Origin of the sequence: Curtobacterium sp. ME12 (assembly GCF_903970855.1) — a bacterium.
In the GTDB taxonomy this organism is placed as follows: domain Bacteria; phylum Actinomycetota; class Actinomycetes; order Actinomycetales; family Microbacteriaceae; genus Curtobacterium; species Curtobacterium poinsettiae_A.
In genome coordinates, this window is sequence record NZ_CAJCKD010000003.1 from 117,793 (window position 1) to 134,055 (window position 16,263).

General features: G+C 72.5%; 15 protein-coding genes. 8 read left to right on the forward strand and 7 right to left on the reverse strand.

Annotated elements, in window-relative coordinates; all coding sequences use genetic code 11:
- The first annotated feature begins 91 nt into the window (after positions 1-91).
- Both pyrE and H7A73_RS03110 read left to right on the forward strand, forming a co-directional pair.
- Positions 92-643 carry an orotate phosphoribosyltransferase gene (pyrE, locus tag H7A73_RS03105; protein ID WP_182064621.1) on the forward strand — a complete coding sequence of 184 codons (552 nt, stop codon included), beginning with the start codon at positions 92-94 and terminating at the stop codon, positions 641-643.
- Positions 640-2,949, forward strand: coding sequence for a septum formation family protein (locus tag H7A73_RS03110; protein WP_182064622.1), 2,310 nt, complete (start codon positions 640-642; stop codon positions 2,947-2,949). The genes pyrE and H7A73_RS03110 overlap by 4 nt, the downstream gene beginning before the upstream one ends.
- A gap of 197 nt (positions 2,950-3,146) precedes the next feature.
- Here the strand turns inward: H7A73_RS03110 and H7A73_RS03115 are convergent, their stop codons facing one another.
- A complete protein-coding gene (locus H7A73_RS03115) occupies positions 3,147-4,100 on the reverse strand; it encodes an aldo/keto reductase (protein WP_182064623.1) in 954 nt (317 codons plus the stop codon).
- Positions 4,101-4,208: 108 nt separating this feature from the next.
- Between H7A73_RS03115 and H7A73_RS03120 the strand changes: the two genes are divergently transcribed.
- A complete protein-coding gene (locus tag H7A73_RS03120; RefSeq protein WP_182064624.1) occupies positions 4,209-4,853 on the forward strand; it encodes a HEAT repeat domain-containing protein in 645 nt (214 codons plus the stop codon).
- Positions 4,854-5,298: 445 nt separating this feature from the next.
- On the opposite strand, the gene H7A73_RS03125 is transcribed toward H7A73_RS03120, so the two are convergent.
- Positions 5,299-5,988 carry a metal-dependent transcriptional regulator gene (locus H7A73_RS03125; protein ID WP_027464846.1) on the reverse strand — a complete coding sequence of 230 codons (690 nt, stop codon included), beginning with the start codon at positions 5,986-5,988 and terminating at the stop codon, positions 5,299-5,301.
- Positions 5,989-6,025: 37 nt separating this feature from the next.
- On the opposite strand from H7A73_RS03125, the gene H7A73_RS03130 reads away from it, so the two are divergent.
- Positions 6,026-6,955, forward strand: a complete 930-nt coding sequence (locus H7A73_RS03130; RefSeq protein ID WP_182064625.1) for a CPBP family intramembrane glutamic endopeptidase — start codon at positions 6,026-6,028, stop codon at positions 6,953-6,955.
- Between the two features lie 36 nt (positions 6,956-6,991).
- Here the strand turns inward: H7A73_RS03130 and H7A73_RS03135 are convergent, their stop codons facing one another.
- Complete coding sequence (locus tag H7A73_RS03135; protein ID WP_111234866.1) at positions 6,992-7,789, reverse strand: HAD-IIA family hydrolase; 798 nt, start codon at positions 7,787-7,789, stop codon at positions 6,992-6,994.
- Positions 7,790-7,990: 201 nt separating this feature from the next.
- On the opposite strand from H7A73_RS03135, the gene H7A73_RS03140 reads away from it, so the two are divergent.
- Positions 7,991-8,689 (forward strand): TetR/AcrR family transcriptional regulator, encoded by a 699-nt coding sequence (locus H7A73_RS03140; protein ID WP_182064626.1) that lies wholly within the window; start codon positions 7,991-7,993, stop codon positions 8,687-8,689.
- Positions 8,690-8,716: 27 nt separating this feature from the next.
- Complete coding sequence (locus tag H7A73_RS03145; protein ID WP_182064627.1) at positions 8,717-9,364, forward strand: TrmH family RNA methyltransferase; 648 nt, start codon at positions 8,717-8,719, stop codon at positions 9,362-9,364.
- 94 nt (positions 9,365-9,458) lie between these two features.
- Here the strand turns inward: H7A73_RS03145 and H7A73_RS03150 are convergent, their stop codons facing one another.
- The gene (locus tag H7A73_RS03150) at positions 9,459-10,448 is read right to left on the reverse strand and encodes a LacI family DNA-binding transcriptional regulator (RefSeq protein ID WP_182064628.1); all 990 of its coding nucleotides are present in this window, start codon (positions 10,446-10,448) and stop codon (positions 9,459-9,461) included.
- A gap of 549 nt (positions 10,449-10,997) precedes the next feature.
- Between H7A73_RS03150 and H7A73_RS03155 the strand changes: the two genes are divergently transcribed.
- Together H7A73_RS03155 and H7A73_RS03160 are read left to right on the forward strand one after the other, a co-directional pair.
- Positions 10,998-11,609, forward strand: coding sequence for an endonuclease domain-containing protein (locus tag H7A73_RS03155; RefSeq protein ID WP_182064629.1), 612 nt, complete (start codon positions 10,998-11,000; stop codon positions 11,607-11,609).
- Between the two features lie 10 nt (positions 11,610-11,619).
- Positions 11,620-12,423 (forward strand): NAD-dependent epimerase/dehydratase family protein, encoded by an 804-nt coding sequence (locus H7A73_RS03160; protein ID WP_182064630.1) that lies wholly within the window; start codon positions 11,620-11,622, stop codon positions 12,421-12,423.
- 85 nt (positions 12,424-12,508) lie between these two features.
- Here H7A73_RS03160 and H7A73_RS03165 read toward each other — a convergent pair whose 3' ends face one another.
- From H7A73_RS03165 to H7A73_RS03175, 3 genes are read right to left on the reverse strand one after another with little or no spacing between them, the layout of a single operon-like run.
- On the reverse strand, positions 12,509-14,743 hold the full coding sequence (locus H7A73_RS03165; RefSeq protein ID WP_182064631.1) for a YhgE/Pip domain-containing protein: 2,235 nt from the start codon (positions 14,741-14,743) through the stop codon (positions 12,509-12,511).
- Positions 14,740-15,492, reverse strand: a complete 753-nt coding sequence (locus tag H7A73_RS03170; RefSeq protein WP_182064632.1) for a hypothetical protein — start codon at positions 15,490-15,492, stop codon at positions 14,740-14,742. The genes H7A73_RS03165 and H7A73_RS03170 overlap by 4 nt, the downstream gene beginning before the upstream one ends.
- Positions 15,489-16,139 (reverse strand): TetR/AcrR family transcriptional regulator, encoded by a 651-nt coding sequence (locus H7A73_RS03175; protein ID WP_182064633.1) that lies wholly within the window; start codon positions 16,137-16,139, stop codon positions 15,489-15,491. Before H7A73_RS03175 ends, H7A73_RS03170 begins: the two co-directional genes overlap by 4 nt.
- Between the last annotated feature and the right edge of the window lie 124 nt (positions 16,140-16,263).

Consider the following 16,263-nt stretch of genomic DNA (forward strand, 5'->3'; position numbering starts at 1 on the left):
GGAGCGTACCGAGGCCGCCTCGGTGCCGGCACCCCGCGGCCCACAGGCTGGGGGAGCGCGTTGCGGGCCCGAACGACTACCCTTGTGCGCTGTGACCGACGCGCGCGAACAGTTGATCCAGTACATCTCCTCCGAAGCGGTGTTCCACGGCGACTTCACCCTGACCAGCGGGAAGAAGGCGACGTACTACATCGACCTGCGGAAGGTCAGCCTGGACCACCGCGTCGCGCCGCTGATCGGGCAGGTCATGACCGAGCTCGTGCAGCAGGTTCCGGACGTCTCCGCCGTCGGTGGCCTGACCATGGGCGCCGACCCCATCGCCAGCGCCGTCCTGCACCAGGCCGCCGCCCGGGGCCTGACCTACGACGCCTTCGTCGTCCGCAAGGAGCCGAAGGACCACGGCCGCGGCAAGCAGGTCGAGGGACCGGACCTGACGGGCAAGCGCGTCGTCGTGCTCGAGGACACCTCCACCACCGGCGGCTCGCCGCTCAAGGCGGCCGAAGCGCTCGAGCGCGAGGGCGCGATCGTCGCCGCCGTCGCGGTCGTCGTCGACCGGGACACCGGTGCCAAGGAGACGATCGAGGCGGCCGGCTACCCCTACTTCGCGGCCATCGGGTTGGCTGATCTGGGGCTGACCGCGTGACCGAGGAGCGTCCGGACGACGCACGCGAACCCGACGGAACCGCCGGCCCGGCAGACGGGGACGACGGCCTGGAGGCTCGGCGTGCGTCCGGATCGGACGCTCCGTTCCACGGTCTCCGCAGCGCTGCGGACATCTTCGGGGCTCCACGCGGCGAGGAGGACTGGCCGTCGCGGCGGGAGCGCCGTGCGGCCGAGCGCACCGCCCGCGAGACGGGCGCACCGCTGCCCGAGCCGTTCGTGGCCGAGGGGGAGGCGGAGGACGCCGCGCCTGCGGCTCCTGCTGCGGCTGCGCCGGTGCCGCCCGCTCCGGCTCCGGCGCTCGACGACGGTGCGACCCAGGCCATCTCGATGCCGCCCGAGCTGCTCGCCCCCTCCGAGAACCCCGACGCCGTCGTCGAGCACGAGCGCTCGACACTGCACGACCGGATCCCGGCCGCCGCTGACGTCCCACCGGACTCCACCGCGCCGCACCCGTCGTCGATCGTGCTGCCGACCGCGCAGACGCACCGCGACGAACGTGCGGCCGCGGCGAAGGCCATCGAGGACGAACGTCGCCGCGTGGACCCCTTCGGCGAGGGCCGCGCCGACGTCGACTGGCTCGGGCGCGCGACCGGGAACCACCCGGAGTCCGTGCCGCCCGTTGCGCCCGCTGCCCCGCAACCCGTCGGCGTCGAGAACGTGCTGCCCCCGACCGAGGAGCCGCCGACCTTCACCGACCTGCTGCGCATCACCAGCACCGGGCCGGTCCCCACGCAGACCGGCGCGCACGACCGGCCGTTCGACTGGGCGATCGGCGACGACGAGCCCGGCGAGGTACCGGCGACGCTGACCACCGACTCGTTCGACACCACCGCGCTGTCCGCCGGGTCCTGGTCGCTCGCCGACGAGTTGGACGACGAGGACGAGGTCGTCGCCGGCGAGGTCGACACCCCGGCCACCGGGCTGCCGCAGGCGCCGCGGACCTACCCGGTGCCGCCCGCGGTCCCCGTGCCGCCGGTGGTGCCCCCGGCCGCTCCCGGTGCTGGCGCTGGTGCTGGTGCTGGCGCTGGCGCCGGCGCTGGCGCTGGTGCCGCTGCTGCTGCTGCTGCCGCTGGTGCTCCGTCGGAGGCGACCGAGGCCGTGGACGCGCCCCGTGGGTCCGCCGGGGACGACGTGCCGGACGCGACCGAGGGCCTCCAGGCCGACGCGCCGACCACCGCGATGCCGGCTGCCGGCACGCCCTGGTGGTCCGAGCCCGACGCGACCGCGCCGCCGACCGCCGCGCCGCCGCTCGTCGAACCCGCCGGTGCACAGGAGTACCCGGCGCACCTGCCGCCGTCGGTCGGGCAGGACCTCGACGCCGTGCTCGGGCTGCGCGGGAACGACACCGGTCCGCAGCCGGAGTCCCTGCCGGCCGCGGCGCCGGACGACCTGGACCAGTCCGAGTGGGACGGCCGCGAGACCAGCGACACGAGCGCCATCAAGGACCTGTTCGGCACCGAGGCCGTCGGGCAGCTCGGTGGCACGGGCTACGACCCGGAGGAGACCGGGACGCGGATGATGCCGGCGGCTGCCGTGCCCGCGGCGGCTGCCGCTCCTGCTGCTGCCTCCGCGCCCGCTGCTGCCGGACGGCCCGCCGGCGGTCCGGACCGGCAGTCCGGCGACCGCGACAACTTCATCAACGAGGGCTTCGCGCGGCTGCGGAACGAGGGCAAGCGCGGCAAGCAGCTGCTGATCTACGGCTCGATCGCGCTGATCCTCGTGCTCATCGTGCTGGTGTTCCTGCTGTCGAAGTGGATCCTCGGCAACAACATCGCCGACCAGGCCGTGCCGACGAAGTCGCCGGTCGCTGCCTCGTCGGCGCCGGCGACACCGAGCGCTGCGCCGTCGGCGTCGGCCTCGCAGTCGAGTGACGCCGCAGCACCGTCCGCCACGCTGCAGTTCGCCACGACCCCGGCCCTGCCCGGCGAGCACCCGTGGACCGACCTGGCCGGAGGGGAGTGCCTGTCGCCGTTCACGAACGCGTGGTCGCAGACCTTCACGGTGGTGGACTGCGCGACGCCCCACATCGGGCAGCTGACCGCGCGGCTCGCGGTCGAGGGCGACACCTACCCGGGCGCCGAGGCCCTGGCGACCCAGGCCGCCGACCAGTGCCAGTCCGACACGGCGCTGAACGCCTCGGCCGCCGCTGCCGTGGGCGACGTGCAGGTGCAGGGTTCCTACGCGCCCGACCAGGCGACGTGGGACCAGGGCGACCGGTTCATCTCGTGCTTCGTGACGCGGTCGTCGGGGCAGCCGCTGTCCGGGTCGTTGGCGCCGGGGGCGTAGGCGGGGCGGGTCGGTCGTCGGCGTCCGGCGGTCGGGGCGGGTCGCACCTGTTCTGCGGCGTTCCACCCCGTGATCGACCGGTGGTCTGTCGGAACATGCACACGCATCGAATGCGTGTGCAACGAACGACATCCCACCCGTCGAACGACGAGTGGGATGTCGCAACATGCACGCGCATCGGCTGAGATGCGCCGGCGTCAGGCGCTCGCTGGTACCTTCGCCGACACGTCGGACAGCGTCTGCAGCTCGTCGGCGGTGAGTTGGAGCTCCGCCGAGGCCAGCAGCGCCGGCAGCTGCTCGGTGTTCCGAGCGCTCGCGATCGGTGCGACGACGTCGGGCTGCGCCTGCAGCCAGGCGAGTGCGACGGTCGCGATCTCGGAGCCGTGTGCGTCGGCGATCGAGGACAGCGCGTCCACGACGGCGAGCCCCTCGTCGGTGAAGTAGCCGGACACCTGGCCCTCGCGGTCCTTGCCGGCGAAGTCGTCCTTCGAGCGGTACTTGCCGGTCAGGAACCCCGCGGCGAGCGAGAAGTACGGCACGACGCCGAGGCCGTGTTCGTGCGCGAGCGGTGCGATCTCGGCCTCGTACGGCTGGCGCGTCACCAGGTTGTAGTGGGGCTGGATGGCGACGGGCTGGGCGAGGCCGTTCTCGGTCGCGATGCGGATCCACTCCGCGGCGCGGTCCTTCGAGTAGTTCGAGATCGCGGTGTAGCGAACCAGGCCGTCCTGCACGAGCTGGTCGAAGGCGCGGACGGTCTCCTCGAGCGGGGTCGACTGGTCGTCGAAGTGCGCGTAGTACAGGTCGATCCGGTCGGTGCCGAGGCGCTCGAGGCTCGCGCGGGCAGCGGCGGCGACGGTGTCCGCAGCGAGGCCCTGGAACTCCGGGTGCTGCGAGCCCTTCGTCGCGATGACGACGTCGTCCCGCTTGCCCGAGGCGCGCAGCCACGAACCGATGACCTGCTCGGACTCGCCGCCCGAGTTGCCCGGCGCCCAGGCCGAGTAGACGTCCGCGGTGTCGATGAAGTCGCCACCGGCCGCGGTGTAGGCGTCGAGGACGTGGTGCGAGGTCGACTCGTCCGCCGTCCACCCGAAGACGTTGCCGCCGAGGGCGAGGGGGAACACGTGCAGGTCACTGGTACCGATGCGGGGCATACGGAGGTCCTTTCGTGGTCGGAGGTGCGGTGGGAGCGAACCGCACGTCTCCCGACGCTATGCCCCGATGCTTGACACGGCCCCGGCGCGAGGGGCTTCGATGGAGGGATGACCACGCTCACCGATGCCCTCGCCGACCCGCGATCCTCCGCCCGGCTGCAGGCCGTGATGGCCGCGGGGACCACCCCGGACCCCGCGGACCTCGAGGTGCTCGTCGCGCAGTGCGCCGTGGAGCCGGACTTCTTCGTCCGCGACATGCTGACGTGGGCGCTCACCCGGCACCCCGCCGACGACGTCGTGGCCCGCGTCCTGCCCGAGCTCGAGCGCCCCGAGCCGCAGGCCCGCAGCCAGGCGCTCCACACCCTGTCGAAGATCGGGGACCCGGACGCGTGGCCCGCGGTGCGCCCGCTCCTCGAGGACCACGACGACGAGGTGCTCCGCGCGGCGTGGCGCACGGCCGTCGCACTGGTGCCGGACGACGAGCGGGCGGCGCTCGCGCGGACCCTCGCCGTGCAGCTCGGCGTCGGGGACCGCGAGCGTCGGCTCAGCCTGTCGCGTGCCCTGGTGGGACTCGGCGAGGTCGTCGTCGAACCGGTCCTCGCCGCGGCGGCCGACCGTGGGACCGACGCCGTCCGGGAGCACGTGCACGAGACCGAACGGCTGCTCCACGACCCGGATGCGGCATCCGCGCTCGCCCTCGAACGGGCTCGGCGCGAGGTCGCGCTCGGCCGGACGCGCTCCGTCAAGGGGTAGGGCCGGCGGGCGCGCCCGGCCGGGAGCGCCGGGTGGTCGCGAGGCGTCGCCGCCGCGGGGGTGTGGCGGGCGCGTCGCGCGGTCACGAAACCCCGTGGGCGGGGTACCGAGTGGTCGTGAACCGTCGGTTGCGGGGCTCGCGGGCGACAGATGGTGACCGCTCGGCGGAGTTGAGCGGGGTGTCGTGACCGATGGGGGCGGCGGACGGGAGGCGCGTGGCGGCGGGGCACCGGGCCTCCCGTCCGACACCACGCGCGTTCGCGGGCCGCGGTGCGGTCACGACACCCCGTGCGCTGGGCGCCGAGTGGTCGCGAACCGTCGGCTGCGGGGCTCCCGGGCGACAGCTCCTGACCTCTCAGCGAACGTGAGCGGGGTGTCTCGACCGGCCGGCCAACGCATGCGTGGCAGCCGACCAGCCGACCAGCCGACCAGCCGACCAGCGCGGTCAGTCGCCGTCGGGCGCGAGCCAGATGGACGACGCCGCCGCCGCCGGCAGGTCGACGAGGGACTCCGAGCCGTCGGTCGCCCGCCGCGACACGGCGATGACGCCGGCGTAGTCCCGCACCCGCTCCACCCGCAGGTGCGTCCCCAGCCCCACCCCGAGCTCGTCGAAGTACCGCAGCAGGGACGGGTCGTCGTCCGACACCCGGTCGACGGTGCCGCACGCACCGGGCTCGATCGCCCCGAGGAGCGTGCCGGGCGAGTCCGGCACGATGCCGTCCGCACCGGGGATCGGGTCGCCGTGGGGGTCGTGCGTCGGGTGGCCGAGGTCGGCGTCGACCCGGTCGAGGAACTGCTCCGACACGGCGTGTTCCAGGGCCTCGGCCTCGGTGTGGACCTCGTCCCACGAGTAGCCGAGCCGCTCCACCAGGAACGTCTCGATCAGCCGGTGCCGCCGGACCATCGCCACCGCGACCTGCTGCCCGAGCGGCGTGAGCACGACGCCGTAGTACGGGGTGTGCTCGATCAGGCCGTCGCGGTCGAGCTTCTTGAGGTTGCCCGACACCGTCGACGCCGACACCTTCAGCGACGCCGCGATGTCCCGCGTCGCCAAGCCGGGTCCGCCGCGCTCGCTGGCCTTCCAGATGAGCTTGACGTAGTCCTCTGCCATGGTGGACAGGGATGGCAGGCGCATACCGCCAATCGTACGTCCCGCCTGGTACAACCAGCAGATGACCACCACCGCCTCCGTCCGAGCCCCTCGCCGTCGTTGGCCGGTGCCGCCGTCGCTGCTGCTCGGGCTCGCGCCGATCGTGGTGTTCGCGGCGATCAGCGCCTGGCGGTCACGGCCGAGCGACGACTACGCGACCCTCGGGCAGACGGTCGACAGCGTCGTGCACGCCCTCGTCATCCCCGAGGGCATCGCGGTCGCGGCACTCGCCCTGTTCGTCACGGCGCTCGGCTGGTGGCGGATCGCGACGGTCGACCCGGTCCGGACACGGCTGCGGTGGACGATGCTCGCGCCGATCCTCGTGCTCGTGGTGTGCGTCGTCCGGCTGCCCCTGATCGACTGGACGGCGCTGCCCGCGCACTACTTCGTGCTACTCGCCGTCGGGGTGCTGTTCGTCGGGGTCTTCGAGGAGCTGATGGCCCGCGGCATCCTGCTCGTGGGGCTGCGGCGGCGGCTGCCGGAGATGGGGGTGTGGGCCCTGTCGTGCGCGCTGTTCGGGCTGCTGCACCTGCTCAACGCGCTCGCCGGTGCCGGGATCGGTCCGACGCTCGTCCAGGTCGTGTTCGCGGCGTCGTTCGGGTCGACGCTGTACGTCGCGCGTCGGCTGACCGGGTCGCTCCTCGCCCCGGTGCTGCTGCACGCCTTCTGGGACTTCGGGTCGATCGGGTTCTCGGCGACGGCGGACACGGGCGACTTCGGCAAGCTGACCCTGCTCGGCCTGATCGGGCTGTTCTCGTTCGGGGTGCTCGCGTTCGGCATCGTGGCGGGCGGGATCATCGCCTGGTACGACGACCGCCCCCGTCGGCTCGCGAAGCGGTGGCGGACGGTGCCGCCGATGGCGGCCTTCGCCCTGGAGGCCCGTGGGGCGTCCCACGAACCGGCTGCGGCGGGTGCCGCGGTCGCCTCCGGCGCCGGGGTCGACGCCCGGTAGCGGCCGCGGCCGACGCGAGCGGTCGCGAGCGTCCGGCTAGAGCTCGACCTCGAAGGGCTCGGTGCGCACGAGCTCGTGCACGCCGGAGATGACCTCGCTCGGGCGGAACGGGTACCGGTCGATCTCCGCCTGGTCGCTGATGCCCGTCATCACGAGCACGGTGTGCAGCCCCGCCTCGATGCCGGCCTGCACGTCGGTGTCCATGCGGTCGCCGATCATGCCGGTGTTCTCGGAGTGCGCGCCGATCCGGTTCATCGCGGAGCGGAACATCATCGGGTTCGGCTTGCCGACCACGTAGGGCTGCTTGCCGGTGGCCTTCTCGATCATCGCCGCGATGGCGCCGGTGGCCGGCAGGACCCCCTCGGCGCTCGGGCCGGTGGCGTCGGGGTTCGTCACGATGAAGCGGGCGCCCGCGCGGATGAGCCGGACGGCCTTGGTGATCGCCTCGAACGAGTAGTTGCGGGTCTCGCCGACGACGACGTAGTCGGGAGCCGTCTCCGTCATGATGAACCCGGCCTCGTGCAGGGCGGTCGTCATGCCGGCCTCACCGATCACGAACGCCGAGCCGCCGGGCATCTGCGACTTGCAGAAGTCGGCGGTCGCGAGCGCACTCGTCCAGATCCGCTCCTCGGGCACGTGCAGGCCCGAGCTCCGCAGGCGGGCGCTGAGGTCGCGCGGCGTGAAGATCGAGTTGTTCGTCAGCACGAGGAACTCGGTGCCGTCGTCGAGCCACTGCTGGATGAGCTCCGGGGCGCCCGGGAGCGCCTGGTTCTCGTGGACGAGCACGCCGTCCATGTCGGTCAGCCAGCACTCGACGTCGTCTCGGGTCGCCATGGCCATCACCCTACTGCGCAGGGGTTCAGGGGCGGCTCGTGGGCGGCTCGTGGCCTGCTCGTGGCCGGCTCGGAAAGGGCCGGGAGGCCCGGGGCGGCTCTTGCGCGCTGCTCCGAGACCCGAGAAGGTCGAGACACCGAACCGCGGTCGGCTTTTGCTCTACGCTTTTCGGGACACGTACCGAATCAAGGAGGCCCCCTCGTGCTCGTCGAACCCGGAACCCCGTCCGCCGCGCCCCGACCCGCCACGGTGTCGGAGACGGAGCTCGAGGTGACGCCGCGACGACGCCGAGGCCGCCCGAACGTGCTGTCCCGCGAGCAGGTGATCGACGCCGCCACGACGATCGCGAACGAGGACGGCCTCGACCGCCTGTCCTTCCGGGCGCTGGGCGTGCGGCTCGGGGTCGCCCCGATGACCGTGCACCGGACGATCGGCGGGCTGGACGACCTGCACGCCGAGCTCGTCCGCCGCACCGTCGACGAGTTCACCGCCACCTTCGTCTGGCCGGACGAGTGGCACGCCGTCGTCCGCACGTTCGCCACGACGTTCCGTGACCTGATGCGGACCCATCCGCTCGTGCTCGAGTCGCACAGCCAGCGCGCCCCGCTCGCCTCGACCGAGTCCGACGCCGTCGTGGCGAAGGTCGTCGGTGCTCTGCAGGACGCCGGGCTTCCGCCGGCCGAGGCGATGTACACCTTCTTCGTCGTGTACGACTTCGTGGTCGGGCACGCCGGGGTGCAGGTCGGACGTGGAGACTCCGAGGCCGGCCGACCCGAGCGGCACCGGTTGGTGGGCGAGATCCTCGGTGAGCACTCCTACGACGACCGGTTCGCGCTCGGCCTCGACATCCTGATCGCCGGCATCGAGTCGCGCATCGCCCACGGGGTGCGCACCGCCTGACGCCGCGCCCGGCCGTACGCTGGTCGGGTGACCACTGCGCCCGAACCGTCGCACGAGCTGACGACCAACGGGGTGGGGCCGCACCCGGAACCCTGGCCCGACGACCCGAGGCTCGACCCCGAGCTGCTGGCCGACGGGGACTCCCGGAACGTGCTCGACCGCTACCGGTACTGGTCGATGGACGCGATCGTCGCCGAGCTCGACACCCGACGACACGCGTTCGACGTGGCGATCGAGAACTGGCAGCACGACCTGAACATCGGATCGATCGTGCGGAGCGCCAACGCGTTCCTGGCCGGCACCGTGCACATCATCGGGCGACGCCGGTGGAACAAGCGCGGGGCGATGGTCACCGACCGCTACCAGCACGTCCGCTACCACCCCGACGTCGAGGCGTTCCTCGCCGCGATGGCCGAGGAGCAGCGTCCCGTCGTCGCCATCGACAACACCCCCGGTGCCGAGCGCATCGAGACCGCGACGATCCCGGAGCGCTGCGTGTTCCTGTTCGGGCAGGAGGGCCCCGGGCTGACCGAGCAGGCTGTCGCCGGTGCCGACGCGCACCTCGAGATCACGCAGTTCGGGTCGACGCGGAGCATCAACGCCTCGGCCGCCGCGGCGATCGTCATGCACTCGTGGATCGTGCAGCACGCGGAGCCGCCCGGCACGACTTCGTGAGCAGAAACGGTCGGGTACGGGCCCTGGACCCGACCATTCCTGCTCACGAAGCGGGCGGGTCGGAGGTGGGACGGGCCTCCCGTCCGGGGTTCCGTCAGCGCGTGGCGGTGGTGCGTCGCGCGACCAGGCGGGGTTCGACGAGGAGTTCCGAGGCGGCGATCCGTGGATCGGCGATGCGGGCCAGCAGGCGCTCCCCGGCGCCGCGGCCGATCTCGACACTGCGGTCGTCGATGCTCGTCAGGCCGACGTACCGCATCGCGGCCACCGGGGTGTCGTCGTAGCCGATGACGGAGACGTCCTCGGGGACGCGCAACCCGCGTTCGGCGAGTTCGGACAGGGCGCCGAGGGCCATCACGTCGTTCGCGGCGAAGACGGCGGTGACGTCCGGGTGCTCGTCGAGGAGCATGCCGAGGGCGCGGGAACCGGCCTCTTCGGTGGGTTCGCCGGGCAGCACCGTCGTGACGACGGACGCACGTGTCGCGGCAGCCTGCTCGAACCCGGCCCGGCGTTCGGCCGAGGCCGCCGAGCTCGCACCGACGAACCCGAGGCGGGTGTGGCCGAGGTCGAGCAGGTGCTGCGCCGCGATGCCGCCGCCGGCGTGGTCGTCGTTCGCCACGGTGTCGGCGCGGGGGATCGCGACGCGGCCGCCGGCGATGACGAGCGGCATCGAAGCGGGGATCGCGAGGTCGGTGGTGGGTTCGCCGGCGATCACGATGCCCTCGACGCGCATCGACAGGAAGCCCTCGACCGGAGAGGCATCGAGCCCCGTGTTGAGGAACCGGTCGGCCACCACGAGCCGGTGCCCCTGGTCCTGCAGGCTCTCGCGCAGGCCGGTGAGCAGGTCGACGAACCACTGGTTCCGGAAGTCGTCGAGCACCACGCCGATGGTGCGGCTGCGCGTGCCGGCGAGGGAGACGGCCGCGGTCGAGGGGCGGTAGTCGAGCTCCTGGATGGCCTTGAGCACGGCTGCCCGGCGCTGGTCGCTGACCCGGGGGGAGCGCTGCAGCACGAGGGAGACGAGGGACTTCGAGACCCCGGCGCGTGCGGCGACGTCGTAGATGGTCGCGGGCTTGCCGTCTCCCATGATGCGCTTCGACCTCCGTTGGCTCGTGCGTCGATCGTAGCGGTTGACGTGACATGGGCCGGGCGGTGTCGTGGTGGTGGCGGTGGGTCGCGGTGGGGGTTTCGCTTCGTGAGTAGAAATGGTCGGGTGCGGGGCGGCGACCCGACCATTTCTGCTCACGATCTGCGCGTGCCTGGTCCTCCACACGGGAGGCCCGGGGCGCGTTGTGCACAGAAGTCGCGTTCGGCGCGCGGGCAGCGGGCGCGGGGCGCGAACGTGGTGGTCATGCGAGCACGACCACTTCCGACACCGCTGCGCGGGCGCACGTTCGACGTCGGTGCCGCCGACCGCGCGGGCGTCTCCCGACAACGTCTCCGACGGCGTGACCTGATCCGGCCGACCCGGTCGATCCGATGGGAACGTGACCGTCCGCCCGACCCGGTGCACCGGATCCGGGCGTTCCGGCCGGTCTTGGTTCCCGGGCAGTTCATCAGTCACGTCTCGGCGGCGGTCCTCTGGCAGCTGCCGGTCCCGTTCGCTGACGACGGACCGGTGCACGTCACGAGTCCCATGCCGATCGCACAACCGCGACGCCGCGGGGTCGTCGGGCACCGCATCACACCGGACCGTGCCCGGGTGACGGAGCGGTGGGGGATGCCGACGAGCACGCCCGCGGCGCTGTGGGTGGATTGCGGCGCCGTGCTCTCGGTCGACCAGCTCGTCGTACTCGGGGATGCCATCGTCACGGAACGACGGTGTGGGACGACGATCGACCACCTCGCTGCCGCCGTCGCCCTGGCCGGCGCACGATCGGGTGTCCGACGACTGCGGGTCGCGCTCGAGCTCGTGCGGGTCGGGGCCGGGTCGCCCCAGGAGACCCGGGCACGACTGGCGATCGTCCGCGCGGGGCTGCCCGAGCCCGACCTGCAGGTCGACGTGCTCGACGAAGTCGGTCGGTTCGTCGGCCGCGTCGACATGGCCTACCCGGAGCAGCGCATCGTCGTCGAGTACGAGGGCGACCACCACCGGACCGACGCCGAGCAGTGGGGCCGTGACCTCCGCCGCTACCGCGAGATGGAACGACTCGGCTGGGCGGTCGTCCGGTGGACGAAGTCCGACCTCGACACCCCGGCGTTCGGCGCGGTCGTACAGCTGAGGTCGCTGCTCGCGCGCCGGGGGTAGCGTCCGCGGCATGGCGACGCTGCTCATCACCGGAGCCGCGGGTCGCATCGGGAGCGCCCTGCGTCCTCGCCTGCGGTCTGCGGGACACGACCTCGTGCTGCTCGACGAACAGCAGCCCCACGATCCGATCGGCGCCGGGGAACGATTCGTGCCCGGTTCGGTGAACGACCCGGCAGCGCTGGACGATGCGCTCGCCGGGGTCGACACCGTGGTCCACCTGGCGGGCATCCCGACCGAGGCCGCTTGGGACGATCTGATCGCGGCGAACCTGACCGGCACGAAGAACGTGCTCGAACGGGCGGCCGCCGCCGGCGTGCTCCGGGTCGTGCAGGCCAGTTCGATCCACGCAGTGGGGCTGGTGCCCGAACCCCTCGACCAGCCTGGGAGCGTGACCGGCGACCGGCTGCCCCGTCCGGACACGTACTACGGCGTGACGAAGGCGGCCATGGAACTGCTCGGCAGCCTGTTCGTCGATCGGTACGAGATGTCGATCGTGTCCGCGCGCATCGGTGCGTTCGGTGCGCTGCCGCCGACGACCCGGGCGCTGCTCATGTGGACCTCGCCCGACGACCTGACGCGCCTGGTGCTCGCGACCGTGGCGCTCCGTGACCCCGGGCACCACGTGGTCTGGGCCCTGTCGCGGAACACCGGGTCGCCGGCTGACCTGTCCGCCGGGGAGCGCATCGGGTTCCACCCCCTCGACGACGCCTCCGCGGTGCTCGATGCAGACGCCCGTGCTGCCCTGCCGACCGACGACCTGCGCACCCTCGGCGGCGGGATGGTGCACCAGCCGCTCGGCGAACGTCCTTCGTGAGCAGAAGAGGTCGGGTGACCTGATGTCACCCGACCTCTTCTGCTCACGAAGCGCCCCGCGCCCCGGCGCCGCGCCCGGCGCCCCGCTACCCGATCAGGCTCGGGCGCAGGTCACGCAGCGTGCGGGAGCGGGTCTGCCGCGCCGTGACCACGAAGGACACCAGGAGCGCCCCGAGCAGCCAGCAGAGCAGCACGCCCGCGTCCGACCACGCGGCGCTGAGGTTCCCGCCGTACATCGTCTGCCGGATCGCGTCGACCGAGTACGTCATCGGCAGCGCGAAGTGCAGCGCCGCCAACGGCCCCGGCAGCGTCTGCCACGGGAACGTCCCGCCGGCGGTGACGAGCTGCACGAGCATGAGCACCAGGCCGAGGAACTGCCCCACCGATCCGAGCAGCACGTTGAGCGCCATGATGATCGCCGCGAAGGTCGCCGAGGCCAGCACCATGATCCCGATCGTGCCGCCGACGTGCACCACGTTCAGGTCGAGGGCGAACCGCACGATGAAGAACAGCGCCACCATCTGCACCAGGCCGAGCAGGGCCGGGGTCAGCCAGCCACCGAACACCACGGCCAGGGGCTTCCGCACCGCCGTGATCGCACGCTTGGAGATCGGCTTGAGGATGAGGAACAGCGCGTACATGCCGATCCAGGCCGCGAGCGAGATGAAGAACGGTGCGAGGCCGGCGCCGTAGTTCGACGCCGCGGCAACGTTGTCGTCGCCGACCTTGACCGGGTCGGAGATCACCGAGGCCTGCGATTCGCGCTCGGAGGCGTTCGAGGCTGGGATCTTCGTGCGGCCCTCGTCGAGCGACGACGCGAGCTTCGACGAGCCGGTCTTGAGCTCGTCGAGGCCCGATGCGAGCGACGAAGCACCCTTGTCGGCGGACGCCGCGCCGGTGGCGAGCGACGATGCGCCCGACGACAGGGTCGGAGCGGCCGAGGCCAGCGTCGACGTGCCGTCTGCTACCTTCGCGGCACCCGCGGAGAGCGTGGACGCGCCAGTCGCCGCCGACGAGATGCCCGAGGTCAACGTCGGTGCCGCGGCAGCCAGCTTCGACGTCCCGGCGGCGAGCGTGTCGGAGCCGTCGGAGAGCTGCTGGATGCCACTGGTCAGCGCCGGAGCCTGCTCGGCGAGCTGCGATGCCCCCGCGGACACCTGCGCGCTGCCGGTCTTGAGCTTCTGCAGGTTGCCGGACAGGTCGCCGGCACCGGCACCGAGCTCGGTGCTGCCGGCCTGCAGGTGGTCGAGCCCGGCGAGCAGCTGGGTCTTCTGTTCCGCGGTGAGCACCGTGGAGGCCTGGACGACGGGCTTCAGTGACGCGACGAGTTCCGGCGACTGCGCCGAGAGCTGCTGGACGCCCTCGATGAACGGTGCGGCCTCGTCGGCCAGCGTGGCGTTCCCGGTGGCGACCTGCGACGCACCACTGGACAGGCGCGCAGAGTCGGAGGGGAGCGAAGCCGTCTGGTCACGGAGCTGGTGCAGCCCGGACTGCAGCTGCTGCGCCCCAGTGTCCAACTGCTGCGTCTGCGACGGCAGCGCCGCCGTCTGCTGCTGCGCGTTGGCCAGCCCGGACGCCAGGGTCGACGCCCCCGACGCCACCTGCTGCGCCCCGCTGTTGAGCTGCTGGGTCTGCGACGGCAGGTCGGCCGTGCCGGACGCCAGCTCCGCCGCCCCGGACGACAGCTTGCCGGTGCCGTCGGCGAGCTGGTGCGCGCCCGAGTCCGCCTTGGCGGTTCCGGACGCGAGTTCATCGGCCCCGTCGACGGCGTCGCCGAGGCTGTCCCGCACGTCGGCGAGTCCGACGAGCAGGGTCTTCGCCGCCTGCTTGCCGACGCGCTCGGCGACGGCGGTGCGCATGGTCTTGCCCGCCTGCTCGGCGATGGTCGACGCCAGGTACGAGTTCGTGTCGGCCGTCGTCATCACGAGCTTCGCCTGCGTCGGGTCGTCGGACTGCGCGGACACCAGGTGCTCGGAGAAGTCGTGCGGGATGGTGACGACGAAGTCGTAGGTGCCGTTGCGGACGCCGGAGCGGGCATCGGCGGCGCTCGTCTTCGTCCACTTGAAGTCGGCGCCGTCGATGGCCTCCTTCGTGACGTCCTTGCCGTAGTCGACGTGCTCGCCGTCCAGCGTGGCACCGGCGTCGAGGTTCACGATCGCGGCGGGGATCTGGTCGAGCTTCGCGTACGGGTCGCGGTTCGCCCACAGGTACGCGCCGCCGTACAGCAGCGGCACGATCATCAGCGCGATGAACGCCAGGCGTGCGAGCGGGGTCGCGGTGAGCCGCGCGAGTTCTGCGCGGACGAGCGAGGTGGTGGTCACTTCTGTGCCTCCGTCGGGACGGTTGCGGATGCTTCGGTGACGGAAGGAGCGGCCGGGAGGCCCGGCTCGCTTCCGTCGGTTCGGGCCACGTCCTCGGGGTCCTCGGTCTGGGGCGTCACGAGCGTCGCGACGTCGTCGTGCGTGTCGATCGTGTCGAGCAGGTGCTCGACGGTGGTGGCGGCGGCCTTCGAGGTCACGAGGACCACGGTCACGCCCCGTCGTGCGACGTCGCGGATCACCTGGAACCAGTCCTCGACGGCGCCGCCGTGCCGCTCGGGTGAGGTGATCACGATGCCGGTCACACCGTCGCGCAGCAGGGCGAGTTCGACGAGCAGCCGGACGCGCACGACGGTCGGCACGCGCTGCACGGCGGTGTCGACGTAGTCCCGCAGGCCGAGCTCGTCGAGCACGGTGTCGACGTGCTCGCGGTTCGGGCGCTGCCCGGCGAACGCGAGCTCCTCGCGCACGATCTGCTTCAGGGTCATGACGGGGAAGGGCTCGGCGACACCGGGGGTGTCGACCAGGGCGAACGAGCGCCGGACGGCTGCCGGGTCCTCGTGGCCGTCGAGCAGCAGGCGGCCGGTGTCGGGCTGCATGCGGCCGCCGGCGACGAGTGACGCGAGCACGGGTGCCTGCTCGGTCTCGACGGCGAGGACCCCGGGGCGTCCGGGGGCGGCGACGGCGGAGACGACGGGCAGGGGTGCGCCGGGCTCCTCGCCGATGCCGACGTGGTCGAGTTCGAGCGTCATGCGTGGTCCTTCGGAGCGGGAGCGGGAGCAGCGGGTTCGGAGAGCAGTGCGGTGCGCCAGTCGATGCCGGCCATGCCGAGCGCCGACACCACCACCATGCGCCGTCCGTCCTCGTCACTCGTGCCGGAACGGGTCGCCTCGTCGAGGACGGCGATGCACGCGCCCTCGACCAGACGGCCGAGGGTCTCGGGGTCGACGTCGTCCCGCATGGCGCCGTCGGCGATCCCGAGCGCGCACGCCTGGCGCACCTGTGAGCGCAGCGGCGCGAACACCTCGGCGACGGGTTCGGCGAACGGGCTGCGCACGGCGACCCTGGCCATCGAGCGGACGTGCGACACCTCGGTCCAGAGCGTCACCGCGATCGCGGCGAGGCGTGCGGCCGGCGGGAGCTCCTGCAGGTCCGAAGCGGTGGGCATGGCGGCCGCGATCCGGGCGGCGCCGGCGGTCACGACCTCGCGCACCAGGTCGTCGCGCGAGGGGAAGTGTCCGTACACCGCACGGCGCGAGAGTCCCGCAGCCGCGGCGATCGTCTCGATCGAGGCGTCCGGGTCCTGCTGCAAGCACGTCTTCGCCGCGTCGAGGAGGGCTGCCCGGTTCTCCGTGGCGTCGCGACGGGGCGCGCGGGAGGGCTGCTCAGTGGTGGTCACGCACCCCATCGTAATAACGTGCACACACGTGTGCAACTTAACAGGTTCCGTCCCCCGGACGAGGGGGTCCCCCAAAGTGCGGACTGTCTTCCCTGAGAACGAACGCATAGCTTCACAGGAATCT